General features: G+C 52.5%; 20 protein-coding genes. 12 read left to right on the top strand and 8 right to left on the bottom strand.

The window, feature by feature from the left end:
* Positions 1-33: 33 nt before the first annotated feature.
* A complete protein-coding gene (ygjG, locus tag OGV89_RS13300) occupies positions 34-1413 on the bottom strand; it encodes a putrescine aminotransferase (protein WP_168150126.1) in 1380 nt (459 codons plus the stop codon).
* A 430-nt stretch (positions 1414-1843) separates the two neighbouring features.
* Between ygjG and OGV89_RS13295 the strand changes: the two genes are divergently transcribed.
* Complete coding sequence (locus tag OGV89_RS13295) at positions 1844-3364, top strand: methyl-accepting chemotaxis protein (RefSeq protein WP_003841468.1); 1521 nt, start codon at positions 1844-1846, stop codon at positions 3362-3364.
* A 53-nt stretch (positions 3365-3417) separates the two neighbouring features.
* Here the strand turns inward: OGV89_RS13295 and OGV89_RS13290 are convergent, their stop codons facing one another.
* On the bottom strand, positions 3418-4095 hold the full coding sequence (locus tag OGV89_RS13290) for a PadR family transcriptional regulator (protein WP_161958345.1): 678 nt from the start codon (positions 4093-4095) through the stop codon (positions 3418-3420).
* A 236-nt stretch (positions 4096-4331) separates the two neighbouring features.
* Between OGV89_RS13290 and OGV89_RS13285 the strand changes: the two genes are divergently transcribed.
* Positions 4332-5114: a siderophore-interacting protein gene (locus OGV89_RS13285; protein ID WP_016151014.1), complete on the top strand. Its 783-nt coding sequence runs from the start codon at positions 4332-4334 to the stop codon at positions 5112-5114.
* Here the strand turns inward: OGV89_RS13285 and OGV89_RS13280 are convergent.
* Positions 5111-5959, bottom strand: a complete 849-nt coding sequence (locus OGV89_RS13280; RefSeq protein WP_286558818.1) for a helix-turn-helix domain-containing protein — start codon at positions 5957-5959, stop codon at positions 5111-5113. The two genes, OGV89_RS13285 and OGV89_RS13280, sit on opposite strands and share 4 nt — an antisense overlap.
* Before the next feature lie 67 nt (positions 5960-6026).
* On the opposite strand from OGV89_RS13280, the gene cfa reads away from it, so the two are divergent.
* A complete protein-coding gene (gene cfa, locus OGV89_RS13275; RefSeq protein WP_003846231.1) occupies positions 6027-7181 on the top strand; it encodes a cyclopropane fatty acyl phospholipid synthase in 1155 nt (384 codons plus the stop codon).
* A gap of 90 nt (positions 7182-7271) precedes the next feature.
* On the opposite strand, the gene OGV89_RS13270 is transcribed toward cfa, so the two are convergent.
* On the bottom strand, positions 7272-8930 hold the full coding sequence (locus tag OGV89_RS13270; RefSeq protein ID WP_286558816.1) for a glycerone kinase: 1659 nt from the start codon (positions 8928-8930) through the stop codon (positions 7272-7274).
* 561 nt (positions 8931-9491) lie between these two features.
* On the opposite strand from OGV89_RS13270, the gene OGV89_RS13265 reads away from it, so the two are divergent.
* Both OGV89_RS13265 and dhaR read left to right on the top strand, forming a co-directional pair.
* A complete protein-coding gene (locus tag OGV89_RS13265) occupies positions 9492-10589 on the top strand; it encodes a glycerol dehydrogenase (protein WP_003024745.1) in 1098 nt (365 codons plus the stop codon).
* Between the two features lie 91 nt (positions 10590-10680).
* The gene (dhaR, locus tag OGV89_RS13260) at positions 10681-12606 is read left to right on the top strand and encodes a dihydroxyacetone kinase operon transcriptional regulator DhaR (RefSeq protein ID WP_193863309.1); all 1926 of its coding nucleotides are present in this window, start codon (positions 10681-10683) and stop codon (positions 12604-12606) included.
* Here the strand turns inward: dhaR and OGV89_RS13255 are convergent.
* The 4 genes from OGV89_RS13255 to OGV89_RS13240 are packed head-to-tail and all read right to left on the bottom strand — an operon-like array spanning position 12584 to position 15099.
* Positions 12584-13114 (bottom strand): cob(I)yrinic acid a,c-diamide adenosyltransferase, encoded by a 531-nt coding sequence (locus tag OGV89_RS13255; protein WP_086550506.1) that lies wholly within the window; start codon positions 13112-13114, stop codon positions 12584-12586. The two genes, dhaR and OGV89_RS13255, sit on opposite strands and share 23 nt — an antisense overlap.
* Positions 13115-13468 (bottom strand): glycerol dehydratase reactivase beta/small subunit family protein, encoded by a 354-nt coding sequence (locus OGV89_RS13250; RefSeq protein ID WP_032937335.1) that lies wholly within the window; start codon positions 13466-13468, stop codon positions 13115-13117.
* A 16-nt stretch (positions 13469-13484) separates the two neighbouring features.
* Positions 13485-14648: a 1,3-propanediol dehydrogenase gene (gene dhaT / locus OGV89_RS13245; RefSeq protein WP_003024734.1), complete on the bottom strand. Its 1164-nt coding sequence runs from the start codon at positions 14646-14648 to the stop codon at positions 13485-13487.
* A 22-nt stretch (positions 14649-14670) separates the two neighbouring features.
* On the bottom strand, positions 14671-15099 hold the full coding sequence (locus tag OGV89_RS13240; protein WP_003846242.1) for a GlcG/HbpS family heme-binding protein: 429 nt from the start codon (positions 15097-15099) through the stop codon (positions 14671-14673).
* Between the two features lie 392 nt (positions 15100-15491).
* Between OGV89_RS13240 and OGV89_RS13235 the strand changes: the two genes are divergently transcribed.
* The 7 genes from OGV89_RS13235 to OGV89_RS13205 all read left to right on the top strand — a co-directional run bounded on the left by OGV89_RS13235 (position 15492) and on the right by OGV89_RS13205 (position 22951).
* Positions 15492-17159, top strand: coding sequence for a propanediol/glycerol family dehydratase large subunit (locus OGV89_RS13235; RefSeq protein ID WP_003841447.1), 1668 nt, complete (start codon positions 15492-15494; stop codon positions 17157-17159).
* An 11-nt stretch (positions 17160-17170) separates the two neighbouring features.
* Positions 17171-17755 (top strand): propanediol/glycerol family dehydratase medium subunit, encoded by a 585-nt coding sequence (locus OGV89_RS13230; protein ID WP_286558814.1) that lies wholly within the window; start codon positions 17171-17173, stop codon positions 17753-17755.
* Positions 17756-17757: 2 nt separating this feature from the next.
* Positions 17758-18186: a diol dehydratase small subunit gene (locus tag OGV89_RS13225; RefSeq protein ID WP_003024721.1), complete on the top strand. Its 429-nt coding sequence runs from the start codon at positions 17758-17760 to the stop codon at positions 18184-18186.
* Positions 18187-18196: 10 nt separating this feature from the next.
* Positions 18197-20011 carry a diol dehydratase reactivase subunit alpha gene (locus OGV89_RS13220; protein ID WP_032937339.1) on the top strand — a complete coding sequence of 605 codons (1815 nt, stop codon included), beginning with the start codon at positions 18197-18199 and terminating at the stop codon, positions 20009-20011.
* Between the two features lie 109 nt (positions 20012-20120).
* Positions 20121-20444, top strand: coding sequence for a DUF1889 family protein (locus OGV89_RS13215; RefSeq protein WP_001573898.1), 324 nt, complete (start codon positions 20121-20123; stop codon positions 20442-20444).
* A 445-nt stretch (positions 20445-20889) separates the two neighbouring features.
* The gene (locus OGV89_RS13210) at positions 20890-22317 is read left to right on the top strand and encodes a site-specific integrase (RefSeq protein WP_286558812.1); all 1428 of its coding nucleotides are present in this window, start codon (positions 20890-20892) and stop codon (positions 22315-22317) included.
* On the top strand, positions 22310-22951 hold the full coding sequence (locus tag OGV89_RS13205; RefSeq protein ID WP_213758819.1) for a hypothetical protein: 642 nt from the start codon (positions 22310-22312) through the stop codon (positions 22949-22951). Before OGV89_RS13210 ends, OGV89_RS13205 begins: the two co-directional genes overlap by 8 nt.
* Positions 22952-22995: the final 44 nt, after the last annotated feature.

The following is a 22995-nucleotide window of genomic DNA, read 5'->3' as shown; positions in this document are numbered from 1 at the left end:
TACGTTTGCTCACGCAGGCCGGACAGACATCTGTTACATCTGCTCCACGCTCACCCGTAATGCTGCCAGGGCTTTGCGTGTTGATCGCAACACCAGATCGCATTGCTCGATCGTTAACGTTAGCGGCGGTTCGATGCGGATCGTCTTGGCATTGTTCAGCGTCCCAGCGACCAGCACCCGCTGGCGGAACATCTCACTGGCAAAGTTGTAGCCGATTTCATTATCGACAAACTCAATCGCCATCAGCATGCCTTTGCCGCGTACATCATGTACCAGGTCCGGGTATTCCCGCGCAAGCTGACGGAAACCATCCAGCAACATGTCGCCTTTCTGCTCCGCCTGAGCCGGTAAATTTTGCTCCAGCAGGACGTTAATGGTGGCCAGCGCAGCCGCACAAGCGAGCGGGTTGCCGCCAAACGTGGTGGTATGCAGGAAAGGATTGTCGAACAGGACGGAGAACACCTCTTCGGTGGCAATGGTTGCGCCAATGGGCATCACGCCGCCGCCTAACGCTTTGGCAAGACACATAATGTCGGGCTGCACATTTTCGTGCTCACAGGCGAACATCTTGCCGGTACGCCCCATCCCGGTCTGCACTTCGTCAAGGATCATCAGTGCGCCGAACTCATCGCAAAGTTTACGAACAGCGGTTAAATAGCCTTGTGGCGGCAGGATCACCCCCCCTTCACCCTGGATGGGTTCGAGGATCACGGCTGCGACATCGTCACCGGTCTTTTTACACTCGCTGAGCATGGTGCGCATCGCGTTAACATCGCCAAACGGCACATGACGGAAGCCCGGCAGCAGCGGCATAAAGGGTTTGCGGAAGGTAGATTTAGCCGTGGCGGACAGCGCGCCCAGTGATTTACCGTGGAATGCGCCGCTGGTGGCAATAAACGTAAATTTACCGCGCGGTGATTGATACGCTTTCGCCAGCTTCAGAGCGGCTTCAACCGACTCGGTCCCGCTGTTACAGAAGAAACTGTATTTCAGTTTACCGGGCGCCAGTGCGGCGAGAGTTTTTGCCAGCATGGCCCGCAGAGGGTCAAGTAACTCCTGGCTGTGCAGAGGTTGTTTCGCGAGTTGATTCTGTACGGCGGAAACCACGACTGGATTACGGTGCCCCACGTTGAAAATTCCAAAACCACCCAGGCAATCGACGAACTCCTGCCCCTGGGTGTCGACAAGCGTATTCAGGCTTCCCGCTTGCCACTCTACGGCTCCGTAATCCCCGCCTGCAGTTACAGATTTTCGATACTCTAAGAACCCCGGATTGACATGCTCCTTGAAGTACTCAATCACCTCTCGGTTTAACGATTTCATTTCCTCATGATCAAGCGTGCGCTTTTCGATGAGATTCAGTGCGTGTGCGCTGCAGGCCAGGGCCGATGCGCTGGAAGGTAACCTGTTCAAAATATGCTCCCGGAGCTCGCGTATCACATGATACTGATTTAAGTATTGCAGGGATTGCGCCATTCCGGCGCGCTTAGCAAAAATCGGGATAAACACCAGGAAACATCTTATTTACGCAACATTTAATGCCATTATTTAACATTTGCTGGCATTTTGCCCAAGTCAGGAGCCTGAAAACAGATCGAATAAACGCAAATTTGCTCTAAAAATGGGCAATATTTGCACTGTGACAGTGCGCTGGTAGAAGTGATATTGAATAGTTACTGGATGAAAGTATTTTAAATCAATGGATTAGAATGCGTACAGTTTTTGAGGTTTAATCGCAAATTGCGATCTAAATCAAATTTAACAACTAAAGATAAAAAAATTATCGCCGAAATAACATAAGCCGAAAGAGTTAACAACCAGATAACCTGCACAGGACGCAATCATGTCTTCTCATCCCTACGTTAGTCAGCAAAATACACCGCTGGATGATGATATCACCCTCATGTCGACCACCGATTTGCAAAGCTATATCACCCATGCGAACGACACCTTCGTTCAGGTCAGCGGCTATCAACTGAATGAGTTGCTCGAAAAGCCGCACAATCTGGTTCGTCATCCGGACATGCCAAAAGCGGCGTTTGCGGATATGTGGTACACCCTGAAGCAGGGCGAGCCATGGAGCGGGATTGTGAAAAACCGGCGTAAGAATGGCGATCACTACTGGGTGAGGGCCAATGCGGTGCCGATGGTGCGGGAAGGACGCGTGACCGGGTATATGTCGATTCGTACCCGGGCAACTGACGAGGAAATTGCAGCGGTAGAGCCTTTATATAAAGCGCTGAACGAAGGACGTTGCAACCGGCGTATCCATAAGGGGTTGGTGGTACGCAAAGGCTGGCTGGGTAAACTGCCGGCGATGCCGATTCGCTGGCGGGTACGCAGCGTGATGGCATTCATGTTTGTCCTGCTAGCGGTCGCATTGCAGCAAATGGGGGCCGAATGGCCGTTACTGTTGATGAGTGCATTGGTGATGCTTTTAGGAACGGCTATTTTCGAATGGCAGATTGTGCGTCCTATTGAGAATGTCACCCGTCAGGCGCTGAAAGTGGCGACCGGTGAGCGGAACAGCGTGTCGCATCTTAACCGCAGCGATGAACTGGGACTGATGCTGCGAGCAGTGGGCCAACTGGGATTAATGTGTCGCTGGCTTATTCATGACGTCTCCAGCCAGGTGAGTTGCGTGCGCAGCGACAGCGAAACGCTGGCAAAAGGTAGCGATGATTTAAATAAGCATACGCAGCAGACCGTTGAGAACGTGCAGGAAACGGTGACCACCATGAATCAGATGGCGGCATCGGTAAAACAAAACTCAGAGACAGCCGCGGCGGCTGATAAGCTCTCTATTGCCGCCAGCAGCGCGGCAACGCACGGCGGTGAGGCGATGGATACCGTCATCAAAACCATGGACGATATCGCCAACAGCACCCAGCGGATCGGCACCATTACCACGCTGATTAACGATATTGCCTTCCAGACCAACATTCTGGCTTTGAACGCCGCTGTTGAAGCCGCGCGGGCGGGCGAGCAGGGGAAAGGGTTCGCCGTGGTGGCGGGAGAAGTGCGTCATCTTGCCAGCCGCAGCGCCAGTGCTGCCAATGATATCCGTAAGCTGATTGATGCCAGCGCCGACAAAGTGCAGTCCGGATCCGACCAGGTTCACGCCGCAGGACGCACGATGGACGATATTGTGGCGCAGGTGCAAAACGTCACTCAGCTGATCGCCCAAATCAGCCACTCAACGCTGGAACAGTCAGATGGTCTTTCCAGCCTGACCCGCGCGGTGAATGAGCTGAGCAACATTACGCAGAAAAACGCCGAACTGGTTGAAGAGAGTGCGCAGATTTCCGCAATGGTGAAACATCGCGCGGGTCGTCTGGAAGATGCGGTCACGGTGCTGCATTAATACTAATAATACAGGCGGAACGTCGGGCAAACGGGTTCCGCCTGCTGTGCAGATTAATCCAGCTGAGTAATATCCAGCGCAGCGCGATCGATAATACCGATGATTTTTTTGATCTGCGCATCGCTGGTATCACCATGATTAACGCGTAGATCCAACACGGCTTTGAAGTTTTCCAGCGCGCGTTTCATCTGTGGATTTTTGCGTAATTCAAAACCCACGCAGCGGGCTTTGATCCGTTCGTGGATATGTTCCAGATGCTCACGGTTTTCATCCAGCCATTGCTGGCCCTGAGTCGTGATCGCAATCTGTTTACGCCCACCTTCCTCGTCGCTGACGGTGATCAGTGCCTGATCCTGCAAGAAATCCAACGTCGGATAGATAACGCCCGGGCTCGGGGTATAGTTACCCTGAGTCAGGGTTTCAATCGCTTTTATCAGCTCATAGCCGTGGCTGGCGTCGCGGGTCAAGATATCCAGAATGACCAGGCGTAATTCTCCGTGACCGAAGAAGCGTTGGCGACGACCACCGCCGCCGCGACCGTGGCGGTGCCCGCAGCCGTGCTCGTGGTGGTGATCTTTGTTACAGCCTTCATGGCGATGTTCTTCACCTTTGCAGCAACCTGCATGGTGCTCGTTGTGGCGGCCTTCGTGGTGATGTCCTTCACCCTTGCAGCAGCCTTCGCGTTGGTGCTCTGTATTTTTGCAGCAACCTTCATGATGGTTTTGCATCATCGTCTCCTGATGTTATTTAGATATATCTAATTTATATCTAAATATTGTCATTTTGCAAGTCTACAAATTAGATGTTGTTTAAGGCCATGATTATCTAGTGTTTTTATTGGTTTTTGATAGCTGTTTAATCAGACGGTAACTATATCAAAAAAGTCCTTGCAATCTTCTTGATTAGCAATCATTATCATTTAAAAATGAATTTAGATATATCTTATTATTTTCACGAAGGCGAAAACATGACAAAAAACACCTCACGCTACCCGCAGCGCGTTCGTAATGAACTGCGTTTTCGAGAACTTACCGTCCTGCGCGTAGAGCGTATTAGCGCGGGCTTTCAGCGCATTGTACTGGGCGGTGACGCTCTGGACGGTTTTAGCTCACACGGCTTTGACGACCATACCAAGGTCTTTTTCCCTGAACCGGGCAGCCACTTTGTGCCGCCTGTCGTCACCGATGAAGGCATTGTCTGGGCTGACGGCGTGCGTCCGCTTTCCCGTGACTACACGCCGTTGTATGACGAAGCGCGCCATGAGCTGGCGCTGGATTTCTATATTCATGATGGCGGCGTGGCGAGTACGTGGGCGATGAATGCCCGCGAGGGCGACAAGCTGACAATCGGCGGGCCGCGCGGTTCTTTGGTGGTGCCAGAGGATTATGCGTATCAGGTTTATGTGTGCGATGAGTCGGGAATGCCCGCGCTACGCCGACGACTGGAGTCGCTCAGCCGTTTAGCGGTACGTCCAAACGTCACGGCGCTGGTCAGCGTGCAGGATGCAGCGTACCAGGATTATCTTGCCCATCTCGACGGGTTTACTATTGAGTGGTTTATCGGCCATGACGCGCAGGCGGTGAATGAACGCTTATCGCGGCTAACCGTGCCCGCAGATGATTATTACGTCTGGATCACTGGCGAAGGCAAGGTGGTAAAAAACCTGAGTGCTCGCTTTGAAACCGAGGCGTTTGACCCTCAACGGGTGCGTGCGGCAGCCTACTGGCATCAGCGTAAAGCGGCAGATTAATAATTAGATGGCGGAACGCCAAACGCCTGGCGGAAGGCATAGCTAAATGCCGCGGTGCTTGAATATCCTACGTCGAGCGCCACGGCGGTCACGCTTTTATTTTTTTTCAGCATTAATACGGATTCCAGAATACGCATTTTTTGCTTCCAGACGCTGAAAGGCAATCCGGTTTCTTTTTTGAAATGGCGTGAAAAGGTACGGGCAGACATACCCAGATGATGCGCCCAGTATTCAACTGAATGCTCCAGGGCGGGGGATTCTTGTATGGTTCGGCATACTTTGGTTAATTCGCGATCCTGCGGCCAGGGTAATACAAAGGCGACTTCCGGGAGTTGCAGAATAATATCGACCAGTACACTAACCAGTTTGCCCTCTTTTGACTGGCTATCATAATGACCTGAAATTGAATTCGTGGCGTAATGAATAAACTCTCTGGCGAAATCACTGATAGCCACAACTTTGCATTCACTGATGCTCTCTTCAAGAAAGCCCGGTTTAATATCCAGATTTTCTAAATACACATCATCCAATGCCCAAACAGCATGCTCAGTATTATTGGGGATCCAGATGCCATAATGCGCCGGGATTATCCAGCACTTACCGGCAACATCAATGCGCATGCTGCCTTTGCGGGCGAAATGAAATTGCATAAAAGAGTGTGAATGCTGCGGTACATGGTGGTTGGCTTCCAGGACATAAGAGCGAAAGAATACATCCTGCGGCAGTTCGGTCATGGAGTTATCCGGGAAGGAGTTCCACTGTTTTTGCGCCAGAGTTTCCATAAATGAATCGTCAATGCTCCCGATGATGTGTCCGCTGCTCGATAGATCTTGTCCGCGGATCATAATACATACACTCTTTTTTCCATAATAATCTTGCGTAATAATTTTTAGCCCACTTTTGGTAAATACCATGAACTCGCTTTGTTCAGATGCTGTCATCGTCAATGAAACAAATGATAACTGGACCCGAATGGGAAAAGAGCTGCTTTCACAAGCGGATATCAGAATTAATGGCTCACGCGCCTGGGACATTCAACTTCATCATACCGGTTTCTTTAAACGAGTATTGCAGCAAGGCTCATTAGGGCTTGGCGAAAGCTATATGGAAGGCTGGTGGGACTGCGAACGGCTCGATATTCTGTTCTGCAAAATCCTGAAAGCAAAACTCGACCAGCAGATGCCAGGTAATCTGAAAGATATTTTACGCATTGCCAGCGCGCGCCTGTTTAATTTGCAGTCACGTAGCCGTGCATGGATCGTCGGTAAAGAGCATTATGATATTGGTAACGATCTCTTTGCGCTGATGCTTGATCCGCATATGCAATATTCCTGCGGTTACTGGAAAGATGCAACCACATTAAACGATGCGCAAAATGCCAAATTAAAAATGATCTGCGAGAAGCTGCAGCTTAAACCGGGTATGCGTTTACTCGATATCGGTTGTGGCTGGGGCGGGTTGGCGGAATATGCGGCGCGTCATTATGGCGTGGCAGTAGAAGGCGTTACCATTTCCAAAGAGCAGCAGAAAATGGCGCAGCAGCGCTGTGAAGGGTTGGACGTTAACATTCTGCTGCAGGATTATCGCGATCTTAATAAACACTACGATCGCATTGTCTCCGTGGGGATGTTTGAACATGTCGGGCCGAAAAACTACGACACCTATTTCAGTATCGCCGACCGTTGTTTAAAACCAGACGGACTGTTCCTGCTGCATACCATTGGTAGCAATAAAAAAGGGATGAGCGTCGATCCGTGGATCAATAAATACATTTTCCCAAATGGCTGCTTACCGGCGATTTCCCATATTGCCGAGGCCAGCGAATCACGGTTTGTGATGGAAGACTGGCATAACTTCGGCAGCGATTACGATAAAACGCTGATGGCCTGGCATGAGCGCTTTAATCAGGCATGGCCGGAGCTGTCATCACGTTATTCAGCCACCTTCAGAAGAATGTTTAATTACTATTTATGCGCGTGCGCAGGGGCTTTCCGCGCCAGAGATATTGAGCTTTGGCAGGTGCTGTTTAGCCGCGGCGTAGAGGGTGGGATCCGCGTTTATCGTTAACGATCCGCCGGATGGCTGTGTTGCCTTATCCGGCCTACAAAGCTTTGCACTCGTAGGCCTGATAAGCGCAGCGCATCAGGCACTTATGGCTTATCCCAGTTCACTCTCTGCCAGCGCTTTAAACACCATCGCTACGGCGTGCGCGCCGGGGTCCATATTTCCGAGCAGGCTTTCGCTGCTGAGATACGATGCGCGACCGGCATTGGCTTTGCTAGACAAACAGGTTCGTTCGGCTCCCGCTTGCGCGGCGTCGAATGCGGCCTGCAGATTTTGCGGCTGCGTGAGTAGCGAAGCCAGGGCCGGTTGCAGCGCATCTATCATGGTGCGATCGCCTTCATCTGCGCCGCCGTAGAACTTCATCTGCGCCAGTCCCGTATTCAGGGATTCGGCAACGCTAGCTCCCTGTTCCAGTTTCTGCCCTGCGGCGGTAAAGAAAATAGACATCAGTACACCGCTGGAACCGCCCATCACCACGGTCAGACGTTCGCCAATCAGCGCGAACAGCGTGGCAAGGTTATCCAGCGGCAATTGCTGGCGATGCAACAGACTGGCAATTTCACGCGCGCCAGCGGAAAAGGTCGAACCGGTATCGCCATCGCCGACTTTGGCGTCCAGCGCATTAAGATGAGTCTCCAGATCGGAAAGGGTTGTGGTGACTAGTTCCACAATCCCGGCCACCAGGGCGTTCGCCGAAGGCTGGAATTCCACGCGTGCGCTACGCTGAGATGAAGGTACACAACTGATTTCACGCGGCGGGACCGGCGTCGGCCAGTTGCTGGTTTCCACCTCGGTGAGTAACGCTTTTTCGATGCTCTCTTCCAGCACGATAGCAGTTAGTGAAAAGCCTTTCATATCCAGCGCGGTGACCAGTGAGGCCGGGCCAATCAGCCAGTCGATACGTGGGTGCAGCGGGCTGCTGGCCAGTTCGCGGGTAATGATGGCCATTTCGGCAACGGAAACGCCGCCAAGATTGTTAATCATCACCGCCAGACGGCCGGTTTCAGGCAGGGCTGCCATCAGTTTATCCACCATCAGGTTCACCACCTGCGCACTGTTCTGGGTGTCGATAACCGATGCGCCTGGTTCGCCGTGAATGCCCATGCCCAGTTCCGCGTGGCCCGGATGATGACGCGGGGCGGCGTCGGCTTCTTGCGGCAGATGACAGCTGGAAAGCGCAACGCCCAGGCTGAAGGTGTTATTGGCCGCGTACTGCGCTTCACGCAGGACGGTGGCGAGGTTGTAGCCGCGTTCGGCAAAATAGCCTGCGATTTTATGCACCAGGATGGTTCCAGCAATGCCGCGTGGGTGTTTGTTATCAGGCAGGGAGATGTCGTCGCCAACAATCAGCATTTCAATGTTGTAACCAAGGCGACGGGCTTTCTCGGCGGCGAGACCGAAATTAAGACGGTCACCGGTGTAATTTTTCACGATCAATAAACAGCCCGCCTCACCGGTTACCGCCTGGATGGCGGTCAGTACCGCATCCACGCTCGGGGAAGCGAAAACGTCGCCGCAAACCGCAGCGGTTAGCATACCTTTACCGATAAACCCAACGTGCGCGGGTTCGTGCCCTGAACCACCGCCGGAAATTACCGCCACGTTATTTTTGTTGAGGTCACGACGGACCACGATGCGAATGGCCGGATCGCTTTCCAGACGCGCCAGGTTATTCCACGGGCTGGCGATAATCGTACCGTCGATGACGTCGCTCACGAGATGGGTGCGTTGATTAAAAAAGAATTGAGACATAACGGCTCCTTGAGGTTGAGTGTAAGACAAACCCCCGGAAGCATGGTCATGGTACGGAGGCGATAGAGAGATTCTGGCGAAGTCAGCGCGGAAAAAAACAACGTTAAAATGAGTTTCATTACGGAACGTTGGCATTGTTTTTTGTTCCGTAATGAAACCGAAAAGAACGAGGAACGATCACAATGCGAGATCGCTCGACTTTTTTCTCTCGCGATGAATGCAGCTGATACGGCACTGTCAGCTTTTTTTTGCCGGTTTTTTGGCAAGTGAGTAGGTAAAAAAGAAAGTGAGATTCTTCTGTGCCGGAGATTTGGTGGCAAATGAGCGGATCGGGATCGCAAACCTTATCATTTTTGTGGATAAGCGTTCCAATATGGAACGTACTCCGTTTTTATCTGTTTCATATCAGAACAAAAAGACGAAAGATTTTTTTGTGCACGCCTCGCCATACAGTTATTGCATCGCTCAGGTACCTCCCGTTTTCGCCGTCTGCATCAGGCCAAACAGGTTAACGCCAGGGCTCACCATGTAAAAACATGTACTTATTTGAGGATGAAAGGAATGCTAAAAGTTATTCAATCTCCAGCCAAATATCTCCAGGGTCCTGACGCTTCCACCTTGTTTGGTCAATACGCTAAAAATCTGGCGGACAGCTTTTTTGTGATTGCGGATGACTTCGTGATGAAGCTGGCGGGAGAGAAAGTACTCAACGGCCTGCACAGCCACGACATTAGCTGCCATGCGGAACGCTTTAACGGTGAATGTAGCCATGTTGAAATTAATCGACTGATTGCCATTCTGAAACAGCACGGTTGTCGCGGCGTGGTTGGGATTGGCGGCGGGAAAACGCTGGATACCGCCAAAGCGATTGGTTACTACCAGAAGCTGCCGGTGGTGGTGATCCCGACTATCGCGTCTACCGATGCGCCAACCAGCGCGCTGTCCGTTATCTATACCGAAGCCGGTGAGTTTGAAGAGTATCTGATCTACCCGAAAAACCCGGATATGGTGGTGATGGACACTGCGATCATTGCCAAAGCGCCGGTACGTCTGCTGGTGGCCGGGATGGGCGATGCGCTCTCGACCTGGTTTGAAGCGAAAGCCTGTTATGACGCCAGAGCGACCAGCATGGCGGGCGGACAGTCCACCGTGGCGGCGCTGAGCCTGGCGCGCTTGTGCTATGATACCCTGCTGGCGGAAGGCGAGAAGGCACGCTTTGCTGCGCAGGCTGGCGTGGTGACCGATGCGCTGGAGCGTATTGTCGAAGCTAACACTTACCTCAGCGGCATCGGCTTTGAAAGCAGCGGTCTTGCAGGGGCGCATGCGATCCACAACGGCTTTACGATTCTGGAAGAGTGCCACCATTTGTACCACGGTGAAAAAGTCGCCTTTGGTACGCTGGCGCAACTGGTGCTGCAAAACAGCCCGATGGAAGAGATCGAAACCGTGCTGAATTTCTGTCAGAAAGTAGGCCTGCCGGTAACGTTAGCGGAAATGGGCGTGAAAGAAGACGTTGACGGCAAGATCATGGCCGTGGCGAAAGCGACCTGCGCAGAAGGTGAAACCATCCACAATATGCCGTTCCCGGTAACGCCTGAAAGCGTACATGCCGCTATCTTGACGGCAGATCTGCTGGGACAGCAGTGGTTGGCGCGTTAATCAGTCGTCGGTAGGTTGTTATCCGGCATCTTCTCCCCCTCTGACAGTTTCTGCCGGAGGGGTTGTCTATGGTTAAACAGCGGAAAGGGATATGACGGCGCACACGCATAGCATCGGGAAGGAAGTCTCTTCAGTCATTGCCCAGTCATGGCATCGTTGCAGCAAGTTTATGCAGCGGGAAACCTGGCAGGCGCCGCATCAGGCGCAGGGACTGACCTTTGAGTCGATTTGTCGTCGCAAGACGGCGTTGCTGACGATTGCTCAGGCTGCGCTGGAAGATGCCTGGGAGTTTATGGACGGCCGCCCGTGCGCGCTGCTGATTCTGGATGAATCAGCCTGTATTCTCAGCCGTTGCGGCGATCCGCAGACGGTAGAACAGCTGGCGGAGCTTGGGTTTCGTGACGGCAGCTACTGTGCAGAAAGCATCATTGGCAGTTGTGCCCTGTCGCTGGCGACGATGCCGGGCCAGCCGACAAAAACCTCTGGCGAGCAGCATTTTAAACAGGCGCTGCATCCGTGGTCGTTCTGCTCGACGCCGGTCTTCGATAACCATGGTCGACTGTTCGGCTCCATTTCGCTGTGTTGTCTGGTGGAGCATGAGTGCGTTTCTGATTTATCCCTGACGCTGGCGATTGCCAGAGAAGTCGGCAACTCTTTGCTGACCGACAGCCTGCTGGCTGAATCCAACCGCCATCTGAACCAGATGTACGGGCTGCTGGAGAGTATGGATGATGGTGTGATGGCCTGGAACGAACAGGGCGTATTGCAGTTCATCAATGCGCGAGCGGCGCTGCTTTTGCATCTCGATGCGCAGGCCAGTCAGGGGAAAAACATTCACGATCTGCTCAATCTCCCCATGCTGCTGCGCCGGGCGATCAAACATGCCCGCGGTCTGAATCACGTCGAAGTTACCTTTGAAAGCCAGCATCAGTTTGTTGATGCCGTCATTACCCTGAAGCCGATTGTTGAGGAGCAGGGCAACAGCTTTATTCTGCTACTGCATCCGGTGGAACAAATGCGCCAGCTGATGACCAGCCAGCTCGGCAAGGTGAGCCACACCTTTGAGCAGATGTCGACTGACGATCCGGAAACCCGCCGCTTGATCCATTTTGGACGCCAGGCAGCGAGGGGGAGTTTCCCGATCCTGCTGTGCGGGGAAGAGGGTGTTGGTAAAGAGCTGCTGAGTCAGGCCATCCACAATGAAAGCGAGCGCGCCAGCGGGCCGTATATCGCCGTGAACTGTCAGCTGTATGCCAACAGCGTACTGGGGCAGGATTTTATGGGCAGTGCGCCCACCGACGATGAAAATGGCCGGTTGAGCCGTCTTGAACTGGCGAACGGCGGCACGCTGTTTCTGGAAAAAATTGAATATCTGGCACCGGAGCTGCAATCCGCGCTGTTACAGGTGATCAAACAGGGGGTATTAACCCGCCTGGATGCCCGTCGGCTGATTCCGGTGGATGTCAAAGTGATCGCCACCACCACTGTTGATCTCGCCAATCTGGTGGAGCAAAACCGCTTTAGCCGTCAGCTGTATTATGCGCTGCACTCTTTTGAGATAGTGATCCCACCGCTGCGGGCGCGGCGCAGTAGTATTCCCTCGCTGATTTATACGCGGCTGAATAGCCTGAAAAAACGCTTTTCATACAGTTTGAAGATCGACGACGACGCGCTGGCGCAACTGGTGGCCTATTCGTGGCCGGGCAATGACTTTGAGCTGAACAGCATTATCGAAAACATCGCCATCAGCAGTGATAACGGCCATATTCGGCTGAGCAATCTACCGGATTATTTGTTTGCCGAACGTCCTGGTCTGGAGACGGCGTCTTCACTGCTGCCTGCTAGTCTGACGTTTACCGCTATCGAAAAAGAGGCGATTATCCATGCTGCCCGCGTCACCAGCGGGCGCGTGCAGGAGATGTCGCAACTGTTGAATATCGGTCGCACTACCTTGTGGCGCAAGATGAAGCAGTACGACATTGATGCCAGCCAGTTTAAGCGCAAGCATCTGGACTAGTTTCTTCAATTCTCGCCATCGAGAACAGCGCGTCTGACAGTCGGTTGATATAACGCCTGGGTTCATCGCGTAACGTTAGCGATCTGCTCATCGCGATGAGGACCCGCTCCAGTCGGCGCGCCAGGGTTCGCGCTACGTGTAGCTGTGCCGATGCGAGATTTTTCCCCGGAATAACAAACTCTTTGAGCGGGCCGCTTTGCGTCATATTGCGGTCAATAAGCTGCTCCAGCGCCTGAGTATCCTCTTCACCAATACGCTGTTGTAAGCGAGCGAGTCCTTTCTCATCGCTGGCGAGTTCCGCACCCAGAACAAACAGCATTTTCTGTATGGCGTGCAGATCCTGGCGTAGCCCGGCCTGACGCGTGCTGGCATAGCAGACGCCAAGTTGGGAAATCAGTTCATCCACCGTGCCATAGGCCTCAACGCGGATGTCGTCTTTGTCGATACGGCTGCCGCCAAACAGTGCGGTCGTGCCTTTATCGCCGGTTCGGGTGTAGATGCGGTACATTTATTTTATCTCGCTGAAGGGAAGCACTTTGACCAGTTGACCAGCATTAGCACCGAGGACGCGGAGCCGGGCTGCACCGGCGCGGATATGACCACGGATCAGCGCCTGATCCTCGGGCAACTGGGCGTGGGTTAAAGCAATATCACCCGTGGCGTTAAGACCCAGACCGACACGTAGCGTTGAGCTTTTGGCCGCAAGTTTGCTCAATGCCAGTGCGCAGTCATGCTCGTTGCAACAGATTGCCCGACAAGGGACGCCTTGCTCTTCCAGTCCCCAGCACAGCTCATCAAGCACGCGAGTATCCTGCCAGCGCGAGTGATAAAACAGATGTACGCCCGGTGATGAAAGTGACATTGCGCCCCCTGTACTATCAGAATGCCTGACGGAAGATCTCGGCAATTTCTTTCTCGTTCCCTTTGCGCGGGTTAGAGAAGGCGTTGCCGTCCTTCAGCGCCATTTCCGCCATGTACGGGAAATCGGCTTCTTTGACACCCAGATCGCGCAGATGCTGCGGAATGCCGATGTCAGCAGAGAGACGAGCAATGGCGTGAATGGCCAGTTCTGCGGCATCCATGGTGGAAAGTCCGTCAGTGTTTTCTCCCATAAACTCTGCAATGTCGGCAAATTTTTCCGGGTTAGCGATCAGGTTATAGCGCGCCACGTGCGGCAGCAGTACGGCATTCGCCACGCCGTGCGGCATGTCGTACAGACCGCCAAGTTGATGCGCCATCGCGTGAACGTAGCCGAGGTTGGCGTTGTTGAAAGCCATACCTGCCAGCAGGGAGGCGTAGGCCATATTCTCGCGAGCTTTCAGGTTGCTGCCCAGCGCTACGGCCTGACGCAAGTTGCGTGCGATCAGGCGAATAGCCTGAATAGCGGCAGCGTCGGTGACCGGGTTGGCATCTTTGGAAATATAGGCTTCTACGGCGTGGGTCAGGGCGTCCATACCCGTCGCGGCGGTCAGCGGGGCGGGTTTGCCGAGCATCAGCAGCGGATCGTTAATGGAGACCGACGGCAGGTTGCGCCAACTGACAATCACAAACTTCACTTTGGTTTTTGTATTGGTCAGCACGCAGTGGCGGGTGACTTCGCTGGCGGTACCGGCAGTGGTATTTACCGCAACGATCGGCGGCAGCGGGTTGGTCAGGGTTTCAATCCCGGCATAGCTGTAGAGATCGCCTTCGTGAGTTGCTGCGATACCGATGCCTTTACCGCAGTCATGCGGGCTACCGCCACCGACGGTAACGATGATATCGCAATGCTCTTTGCGAAAGACTTCCAGACCGTCACGCACGTTGGTGTCTTTGGGGTTAGGTTCAACGCCATCAAAAACCACCACGTCAATGCCCGCTTCACGTAAATGGGCGAGGGTTTTATCTACCGCGCCGTCTTTAATGGCCCGCAGACCTTTATCAGTAACCAGCAGCGCTTTTTTACCGCCTAACAGTTTGCAGCGTTCGCCGACAACGGAAATAGCATTGGGGCCAAAGAAGTTCACATTTGGCACCAGGTAATCAAACATACGATAGCTCATAATATACCTTCTTAGATTTAAATTATAATTCAGAGAAACAATTCAGTGCGGTTTCTGCTAATAATCTGTCTTGTTCAACGGTGCCGCCGCTAACGCCAACGGCACCAATTAATTCACCGTTTAATATAACGGGTAAACCGCCGCCGAAAATAACAATGCGCTGTTGGTTGGTAAGCTGCAAACCATATAGCGAAGCACCAGGTTGTACCGCATCGGTAATTTCATGGGTACCCTGGCGCAGGCAGCAGGCGGTATACGCTTTATTAAGAGAGATATCACAGCTGGTGACAAACGCATCGTCCATGCGTTGCATTAGCAGCGTATTCCCACCGCGATCCACCACGGAAAAGACCACCGGAACGCTGATCTCAAGCGCTTTAGCCTCAACGGCCTGCGCCATTTTTTTTGCAGCCGCCAGCGTAATGGTGGCAATTTGTTGGCTCTTATTCACAGTTTCTCCTGAAAATGTTGTAGGGCTGAGGTCACGAAACATATCGCGCAACAGCTATTTTTATCATTGGCTTTACCTTATTTTCTCGCCGCACGTTATTAAGTCAATAGAGCGAAAATTTCAAAGATATTAAATTCACCTTCCTGGTTTTACGTTTATTGATAATGATCATTTAACCTCGTCACAATTCACGATGGATATTCCTGAATTGCGTTTCAATATGAAACGATGCGTTTTTATTAGGTGCCAAATTGGAACGAAATTAATTTTATTTTTTTATTGTTCTGCTCATTTAGAGTTCGACCATTGCTGATGAAAGGCGAATGACGGGTGTTGTGTCCCCGGCAGTGCGGCCCGGCGTCCCTATTTTTTATCTTTTGAGTCAATAAATCATGAGAAGATCAAAACGATTCGAAGTACTTGCGAAGCGGCCTGTAAATCAGGATGGGCTGATTGGCGAATGGCCTGAAGAGGGGCTGATCGCCATGGAAAGCCCCTACGATCCAGCGTCGTCGGTGAAGGTGGAAAATGGTCGTATTGTTGAGCTGGACGGTAAGAGCCGCGCCGAGTTCGACATGATCGACCGTTTCATTGCCGACTACGCCATTAACGTGGCTGAGGCCGAGCACGCCATGCAGCTCGACGCGCTGGAGATCGCCAGAATGCTGGTGGATATCCACGTCAGTCGGGAAGAGATTATTGCCATTACTACTGCCATCACCCCGGCGAAAGCGGTGGAAGTGATGGCGCAAATGAACGTGGTGGAGATGATGATGGCGCTGCAAAAAATGCGTGCCAGACGCACGCCCTCCAACCAGTGCCACGTGACCAACCTGAAAGATAACCCGGTACAGATTGCCGCCGACGCTGCTGAAGCGGGGATCCGCGGCTTTTCCGAGCAAGAAACGACGGTCGGGATCGCCCGCTACGCGCCGTTTAACGCCCTGGCGCTGCTGGTGGGTTCCCAATGCGGTCGTCCCGGTGTGCTGACGCAATGTTCTGTTGAAGAGGCCACGGAGCTGGAGCTGGGCATGCGTGGGCTAACCAGTTATGCCGAAACGGTGTCGGTGTATGGCACAGAATCGGTGTTTACCGACGGTGATGACACGCCGTGGTCCAAAGCGTTTCTCGCCTCGGCTTATGCGTCGCGTGGCCTGAAGATGCGCTACACCTCCGGCACTGGCTCGGAAGCGCTGATGGGCTATTCCGAAAGTAAATCGATGCTTTATCTGGAGTCGCGCTGCATTTTTATCACTAAAGGCGCGGGCGTACAGGGGCTGCAAAACGGTGCGGTCAGCTGTATCGGCATGACCGGCGCTGTGCCTTCGGGGATCCGCGCGGTGCTGGCAGAAAACCTGATTGCCTCAATGCTCGACCTTGAAGTGGCCTCCGCCAATGACCAGACCTTTTCTCACTCCGATATTCGCCGTACTGCCCGCACCCTGATGCAGATGCTGCCGGGTACCGACTTTATTTTCTCTGGTTACAGCGCGGTACCCAACTACGACAACATGTTTGCCGGGTCGAACTTCGACGCTGAAGACTTCGATGATTACAACATCCTGCAACGCGATCTGATGGTTGACGGCGGTCTGCGTCCGGTGACTGAAGAAGAAACCATCGCTATACGCAATAAGGCTGCACGCGCCATTCAGGCGGTGTTCCGCGAACTGGGCCTGCCGCTGATTAGCGATGAAGAAGTGGAAGCCGCTACTTATGCTCACGGCAGCAAAGATATGCCTGCGCGCAATGTAGTGGAGGATCTGGCGGCCGTGGAAGAGATGATGAAGCGTAATATCACCGGGCTGGATATCGTCGGCGCGTTGAGTTGCAGCGGTTTTGAAGATATCGCCAGCAATATCCTCAATATGCTGAGACAGCGTGTTACTGGTGATTACCTGCAAACGTCGGCCATTCTGGATCGCCAGTTCGACGTCGTCAGCGCCGTCAACGACATCAATGATTATCAGGGACCTGGTACCGGCTATCGCATCAGTGCCGAACGCTGGGCGGAAATTAAAAATATTGCGGGCGTGGTTCAGCCCGGCTCGATCGAATAAGGCGGAACACTGTGGAATGCACAACTGAACGTAAGCCGGTTTTCACCTTACAAGTGAGCGAAGGCGAGGCGGCTAACGCGGATGAACGCGTGGATGAAGTGGTGATTGGCGTCGGCCCGGCCTTTGGCAAGCACCAGCATAAAACCCTGATTGATATGCCTCACAACGCGATTCTGAAAGAGCTGGTTGCTGGCATCGAAGAAGAGGGATTACATGCGCGGGTAGTAAGGATCCTGCGCACCTCGGATGTTTCTTTTATGGCATGGGATGCGGCAAACCTCAGCGGCTCAGGCATCGGGATTGGCATCCAGTCGAAAGGAACCACGGTGATTCATCAGCGCGATCTGCTGCCGTTAAGCAACCTCGAGCTGTTTTCTCAAGCTCCGCTGCTGACGCTGGAAACCTATCGTCAGATTGGTAAAAACGCCGCGCGATATGCACGCAAAGAGTCGCCTTCGCCGGTGCCAGTGGTCAATGACCAGATGGTGCGCCCTAAATTTATGGCCAAGGCCGCGCTGTTTCATATCAAAGAAACCAAACACGTGATGCAGGATGCTGCGCCTGTCACGTTGCACATTGCACTGGTAAGGGAATGACCATGAACGACAACATCATGACTGCGCAGGATTACCCATTAGCGACCCGCTGCCCGGAGAAAATCCAGACGCCTACCGGCAAGCCGCTAACCGACATTACTCTTGAGAATGTGCTGGCGGGCCGCGTAGGACCGCAGGATGTGCGTATTTCTCAGCAAACGCTGGAGTACCAGGCGCAGATTGCCGAGCAGATGCAGCGTCATGCCGTGGCGCGCAATTTTCGTCGTGCGGCTGAGCTGATTGCGATTCCGGATGCCCGCATTCTGGAGATCTACAACGCGCTGCGGCCGTTTCGTTCTTCGTTCGCCGAGTTGCAGGCCATTGCCGATGAACTGGAACACACATGGCATGCCACGGTGAACGCCGGGTTTGTCCGCGAATCGGCAGAGGTATACCAGCAGAGAAATAAGCTGCGTAAAGGCAGCCAGTGACGGAGGCAGCATGCCGTTAATTGCAGGGATCGATATCGGCAACGCCACCACCGAAGTGGCGTTGGCGCAGGATGGCCGGTTTATCGGCAGCGGGATTGTCGCCACGACCGGTATGAAAGGCACGCGGGATAATATCGCTGGGGTAGTCGCGTCCCTGCAGCAGGCGCTGAATAACACGCCGTGGTCGCTGCAGGACGTAGCAAAAATTTGTATCAACGAGGCCGCACCGGTGATTGGCGATGTGGCGATGGAAACCATCACTGAAACCATCATTACCGAATCGACGATGATTGGTCATAACCCGCAAACGCCCGGTGGCGTTGGCGTGGGTATGGGAACCACCATCGCCGTGGAGAAGTTGGCGGCGTTGAGCGAGGATCGATTTGCCCAGGGCTGGATCCCGTTGGTAGGTGAGGAGATGGATTTCCTTGAGGCGGTTTGGTTTATCAATGAAGCGCTGGATCGCGGCGTCAATGTGGTGGCGGCTATCCTGAAAAAAGATGATGGGGTGCTGGTGAATAATCGCCTGCGTCGGCCAATGCCGGTGGTTGATGAAGTCACCCTGCTGGAGAAGGTGCCGGAAGGTGTGCTGGCGGCGGTGGAAGTGGCGGCCCCGGGACAGGTGGTACGGGTGCTGTCGAACCCTTACGGCATTGCGACCTTCTTTGCCCTGACGCCCGAGGAAACGCAAACTATCGTCCCCATCGCCAGAGCGCTGATTGGCAACCGTTCCGCCGTGGTACTGAAAACCCCGCAGGGCGATGTGCAATCAAGAGTGATCCCGGCGGGTAAGATCTTTATCCGTGGTGAAAAGCGTGGCGGTGAAGCCGACGTAGCGCAAGGCGCGCAGGCCATTATGCAGGCGATGAGCGCTTGCGCGCCCGTGCGCGATATTGCCGGGGAAGCTGGTACGCACGCAGGCGGCATGCTGGAGCGGGTGCGAAAGGTGATGGCCTCGCTGACCGGTCATGACATGAACACGGTGCATATTCAGGATCTGTTGGCGGTCGATACATTTATTCCGCGTAAGGTGCAGGGCGGCATCGCCGGAGAGTGTTCAATGGAGAACGCCGTGGGCATTGCGGCGATGGTGAAAGCCGATCGCTTACAGATGCAGGCCATCGCCAGTGAGCTGAGTGCCCGGTTAAACACGCCGGTTGAAGTTGGTGGCGTGGAGGCCAACATGGCCGTAGCGGGGGCGCTAACAACGCCCGGATGCGCCGCACCGCTGGCGATCCTCGATTTAGGCGCAGGATCTACCGATGCAGCCGTCATCAATAGCGATGGCATAGTGAAAGCGGTACATCTGGCCGGGGCGGGGAATATGGTCAGCCTGTTGATTCAAACAGAGCTGGGCTTAAGCGATGCATTTCTGGCGGAGGAAATTAAAAAATACCCGCTGGCAAAAGTGGAGAGCCTGTTCAGCATTCGCCATGAGAACGGCGCGGTAGAGTTTTTCCGCGAACCGCTCAGCCCGGCGGTGTTTGCCAAAGTTGTGTATTTGAAAGAGGGCGAGTTGATCCCGGTAGATAACCAGACCTCGTTGGAAAAAATACGTCTGGTGCGCCGACAGGCCAAAGAGAAGGTTTTTGTGACCAACTGCCTGCGCGCGTTACGCCAGGTGTCACCCGGTGGATCTATTCGCGATATGACTTTTGTTGTGCTGGTAGGCGGTTCTTCGCTGGATTTCGAAATCCCGCAGATGATCACCGATGCGCTGGCGCATTACGGCGTTGTCGCCGGGCAGGGCAATATTCGAGGTACCGAAGGGCCGCGTAATGCGGTGGCAACTGGACTAGTTTTAGCCGGAGATGCAAAAAAATAGCGCAGAAAACAGCCGCGCAAGCGTTTAGCTGCGGGGTAAGTCAAATAAAGGCGATGTTCTCTTTGATATCCCGGCGGAGTTGGGTACATAGTATAAATGTGTCTCTCACGTGGTTAATTTTAAGGATAAGAGCATGCCAACAGCAATTGAGAAAGCATTGGATTTTATTGGTGGTATGAACACTTCGGCGTCAGTACCCCATTCAATGGATGAAAGCACCGCTAAGGGAATCTTAAAGTATTTGCATGACTTAGGTGTGCCAGCGAGTCCGGAAGTTGTGATGGCACGGGGTGAGCAGGAGGGATGGAATCCCGAGTTCACGAAAAAAGTGGCCGGATGGGCAGAAAAAGTTGCCTCCGGTAACCGCATCCTTATCAAGAACCCAGAGTATTTTTCAACCTATATGCAGGAGCAGCTCAAAGAGCTAGTGTGAGCTGACTATCGAATCAAACTCTAACGGACGTTTCCATCTCGGGATGGCGGCGTCCAAATGGAATGCCAGCGATATGGGCTGGCGTATCGCATGATATATCCTTATTCCCTCGCCATCCCCCGCTACGCATTCAGAGCCATCCAATTATTGGCTTTGCCAACAATTGCATATATTTCCAATAACAAAAAGGACCTGCGATTTCTCGCAAGTCCTTGAAATTTGGTGGCCCCTGCTGGACTTGAACCAGCGACCAAGCGATTATGAGTTAGAATGCAACTTCTTACCTGAAAATACTTATCTATAATTTTCAGCAACTTAATAAATTTAAAACCACTGTATAAATAACCAGAAATACTCTAAAATACTCCTTTGCGGTATCCTATAGGTATCCTAGAGCAAAACAAGCGATTTGCAGGATACCCCGATCGCTTGGTGTGGAGTGTTTGTGGAAACATTCAAATTTACGAAAACAAAGCTCGAAAACCTCCTACCTGCCGAACGTGGACAGGTTGAGTACGGCGATACCATCGTTAATGGCTTGCGCATCCGTATTGGCACCAGTGGTGTGAAAAGCTTCTGTATCTCACGTAAGAGAAATGGAAAATTCATCCGCGCCACGCTGGGCCGTTTTCCGGATCTTACTATTGATAATGCCAGGGCAAAGGCACTCGAAATGCTGGGCGACGTAGCGACCACCGGGAGAAATCCTAATGTGGAAAAGCGTGTTAATGAGAAGGCATCTGTCACGCTTGCCGATGCGCTGGATGCCTATATTAAGAACCGTGGCCACCGCCTTAAACCCACAACCGAAAAGCAATATCGCGCGATCTTACAAAATTACTCCGGCGACTGGATGAAACAGCCACTCTCTACAATTTCGCGTGAACGTGTTGAGCATCGTCACAAAGCAGTAACTGATGGCTCAGTCTGGTTTGGCGCTGATAAAGAAACGCTTCGGGCTGGGGTAGGAAGCGGTAGCAAAGCTCAGGCTGACCTGTGGGCCAGAGCTCTACGCGCCGTATATCGTTTCGCACATGATCATTATCGTGATGAAGAAGGGAGAACGCTGTTACCTGACCCGCCAACATTGGTGCTGAGTACAAAGCGTCAGTGGCATGGCACGATCAGAAAGACAGAGCGCATCCGCACCCATGACTTTGCTCGTTGGTTAAATGCCGTTGCTGTAGTTCGTGATAAGGCCGAAGAAGGACGAGATGATGTAGCTGCCGCAATATGTGACGCTGTAGAAATGTCGATTTTCACCGGGCTGCGTAAATCTGAAATATTCGAACTAACCTGGAATCGGGTGAATATTGGCGGTCGTTATTTCTGGATAGATACCTCCAAGAACGGCGATCCGCTCGAGCTGCCAATCACTGAAACTCTGCTGAATCTGTTCCGGCGCCGACTGAAAATGAAAAACGGAAATGAGGCTTTAGTGTTTCCTGGAGTTAAAGGAGTCATTAAAGAATATCGCCATGTAATTGATCGAATCAGTGCCGCCACCGTCCCAGACCCCAATCCTGATTTGCTCCAGCCAATCCCATTCAAATGGCACGATGCCCGCCGTACTTTCGGTACTGTCGCCGAGCTGGTGGGCGTTGGTAGTTATATCCTCAAACGACTGATGAACCACCGAACGATGCGTAGTGCAGATGTTACTCAGGGCTATCTTCATTTTGGTGCTGATGAACTACTCGAGCCAGCTACCCGAATTGAACGGGCCATCCTGGAACATGCCGGGCTTGTGGAAAGCAAGAAAGCCATCGATGCACAATTATTATCTGCACTGCAACATCTCTCGGATGAGCAAAAAAGAAAGTTAATGTTTGAACTGTTGAATCCTGTTACCAATAAGGTGACTAATGATTAATTTAACTCAAAAAATTGAAGAGGCTCTGCACCGGGTTTCAGTTGGCGCTATGAACATTTCTTCTTTACACGGTGATTTAGACGCAGTAGCGAACGCATTGACTTTTAATAAAAAAGATTATGAAGAATCTGTTTTATATGAAATTCCAGATGAGCATTCCTATGCCTTTAATGCACTGTCGTTAAGAGGTGAGCTATCAGAATTGGTACTATTTACTGAAAGATATGGTATCAAATGCTCCAGAGAAGATTCTCAGGTAATGAATGCGGCTATTCTCCTTTATTCTCAGTCTCAGTTTGAGGTTGCTCAGACACTGGTTGATAGGCTCTATGCCGATAGGCTGAGAATGCGCATATATCCCAATGTTTTACGAGGTTTCCAAGAGAGTGGATATAGAGAAAAGCTAAAAGAAATTGCCAAGAAACCACGCAATAAACATTACAGTGAGGCAATTAGGATCGCTAAGGCCACATGGAATCAATACCCTACAGCCAGTAAGAACGGAATGTGTCAGAAGTTACATGAGCATTTCAAAGGGCAGGTTAGCTCTGACACTCTAGATCGTTGGATCAAGGCAGCAAAAATAAAACCGCGGTTGAAATCAAAAGCTACGTCATTTTCTTTGGTTTTATAGGTGGGGACATAGCAGCTATACCCCCTGCACAGCAATTCTGCCCT

The sequence above is a fragment of the Citrobacter sp. Cf125 genome (assembly GCF_030333935.1).
Taxonomy (GTDB): Bacteria; Pseudomonadota; Gammaproteobacteria; order Enterobacterales; family Enterobacteriaceae; genus Citrobacter; species Citrobacter freundii.
The sequence above is the reverse complement of the archived record's forward strand: the minus strand, read 5'-3'. Positions and strand labels throughout refer to the sequence as shown.

Excerpts from the sequence above, each read along its gene's own strand:
- OGV89_RS13250 (WP_032937335.1), bottom strand. The coding sequence starts at position 13,468 with ATGTCACTTTCATCACCGGGCGTACATCTGTTTTATCACTCGCGCTGG.
- OGV89_RS13290 (WP_161958345.1), bottom strand. The coding sequence starts at position 4,095 with ATGATGCAAAACCATCATGAAGGTTGCTGCAAAAATACAGAGCACCAA.
- OGV89_RS13205 (WP_213758819.1), top strand. The coding sequence starts at position 22,310 with ATGATTAATTTAACTCAAAAAATTGAAGAGGCTCTGCACCGGGTTTCA.
- OGV89_RS13265 (WP_003024745.1), top strand. The coding sequence starts at position 9,492 with ATGCTAAAAGTTATTCAATCTCCAGCCAAATATCTCCAGGGTCCTGAC.
- OGV89_RS13280 (WP_286558818.1), bottom strand. The coding sequence starts at position 5,959 with ATGATCCGCGGACAAGATCTATCGAGCAGCGGACACATCATCGGGAGC.
- OGV89_RS13225 (WP_003024721.1), top strand. The coding sequence starts at position 17,758 with ATGAACGACAACATCATGACTGCGCAGGATTACCCATTAGCGACCCGC.
- dhaR (WP_193863309.1), top strand. The coding sequence starts at position 10,681 with ATGACGGCGCACACGCATAGCATCGGGAAGGAAGTCTCTTCAGTCATT.
- dhaT (WP_003024734.1), bottom strand. The coding sequence starts at position 14,648 with ATGAGCTATCGTATGTTTGATTACCTGGTGCCAAATGTGAACTTCTTT.
- OGV89_RS13255 (WP_086550506.1), bottom strand. The coding sequence starts at position 13,114 with ATGTACCGCATCTACACCCGAACCGGCGATAAAGGCACGACCGCACTG.
- OGV89_RS13235 (WP_003841447.1), top strand. The coding sequence starts at position 15,492 with ATGAGAAGATCAAAACGATTCGAAGTACTTGCGAAGCGGCCTGTAAAT.
- OGV89_RS13220 (WP_032937339.1), top strand. The coding sequence starts at position 18,197 with ATGCCGTTAATTGCAGGGATCGATATCGGCAACGCCACCACCGAAGTG.
- OGV89_RS13270 (WP_286558816.1), bottom strand. The coding sequence starts at position 8,930 with ATGTCTCAATTCTTTTTTAATCAACGCACCCATCTCGTGAGCGACGTC.
- OGV89_RS13285 (WP_016151014.1), top strand. The coding sequence starts at position 4,332 with ATGACAAAAAACACCTCACGCTACCCGCAGCGCGTTCGTAATGAACTG.
- cfa (WP_003846231.1), top strand. The coding sequence starts at position 6,027 with ATGAACTCGCTTTGTTCAGATGCTGTCATCGTCAATGAAACAAATGAT.
- OGV89_RS13295 (WP_003841468.1), top strand. The coding sequence starts at position 1,844 with ATGTCTTCTCATCCCTACGTTAGTCAGCAAAATACACCGCTGGATGAT.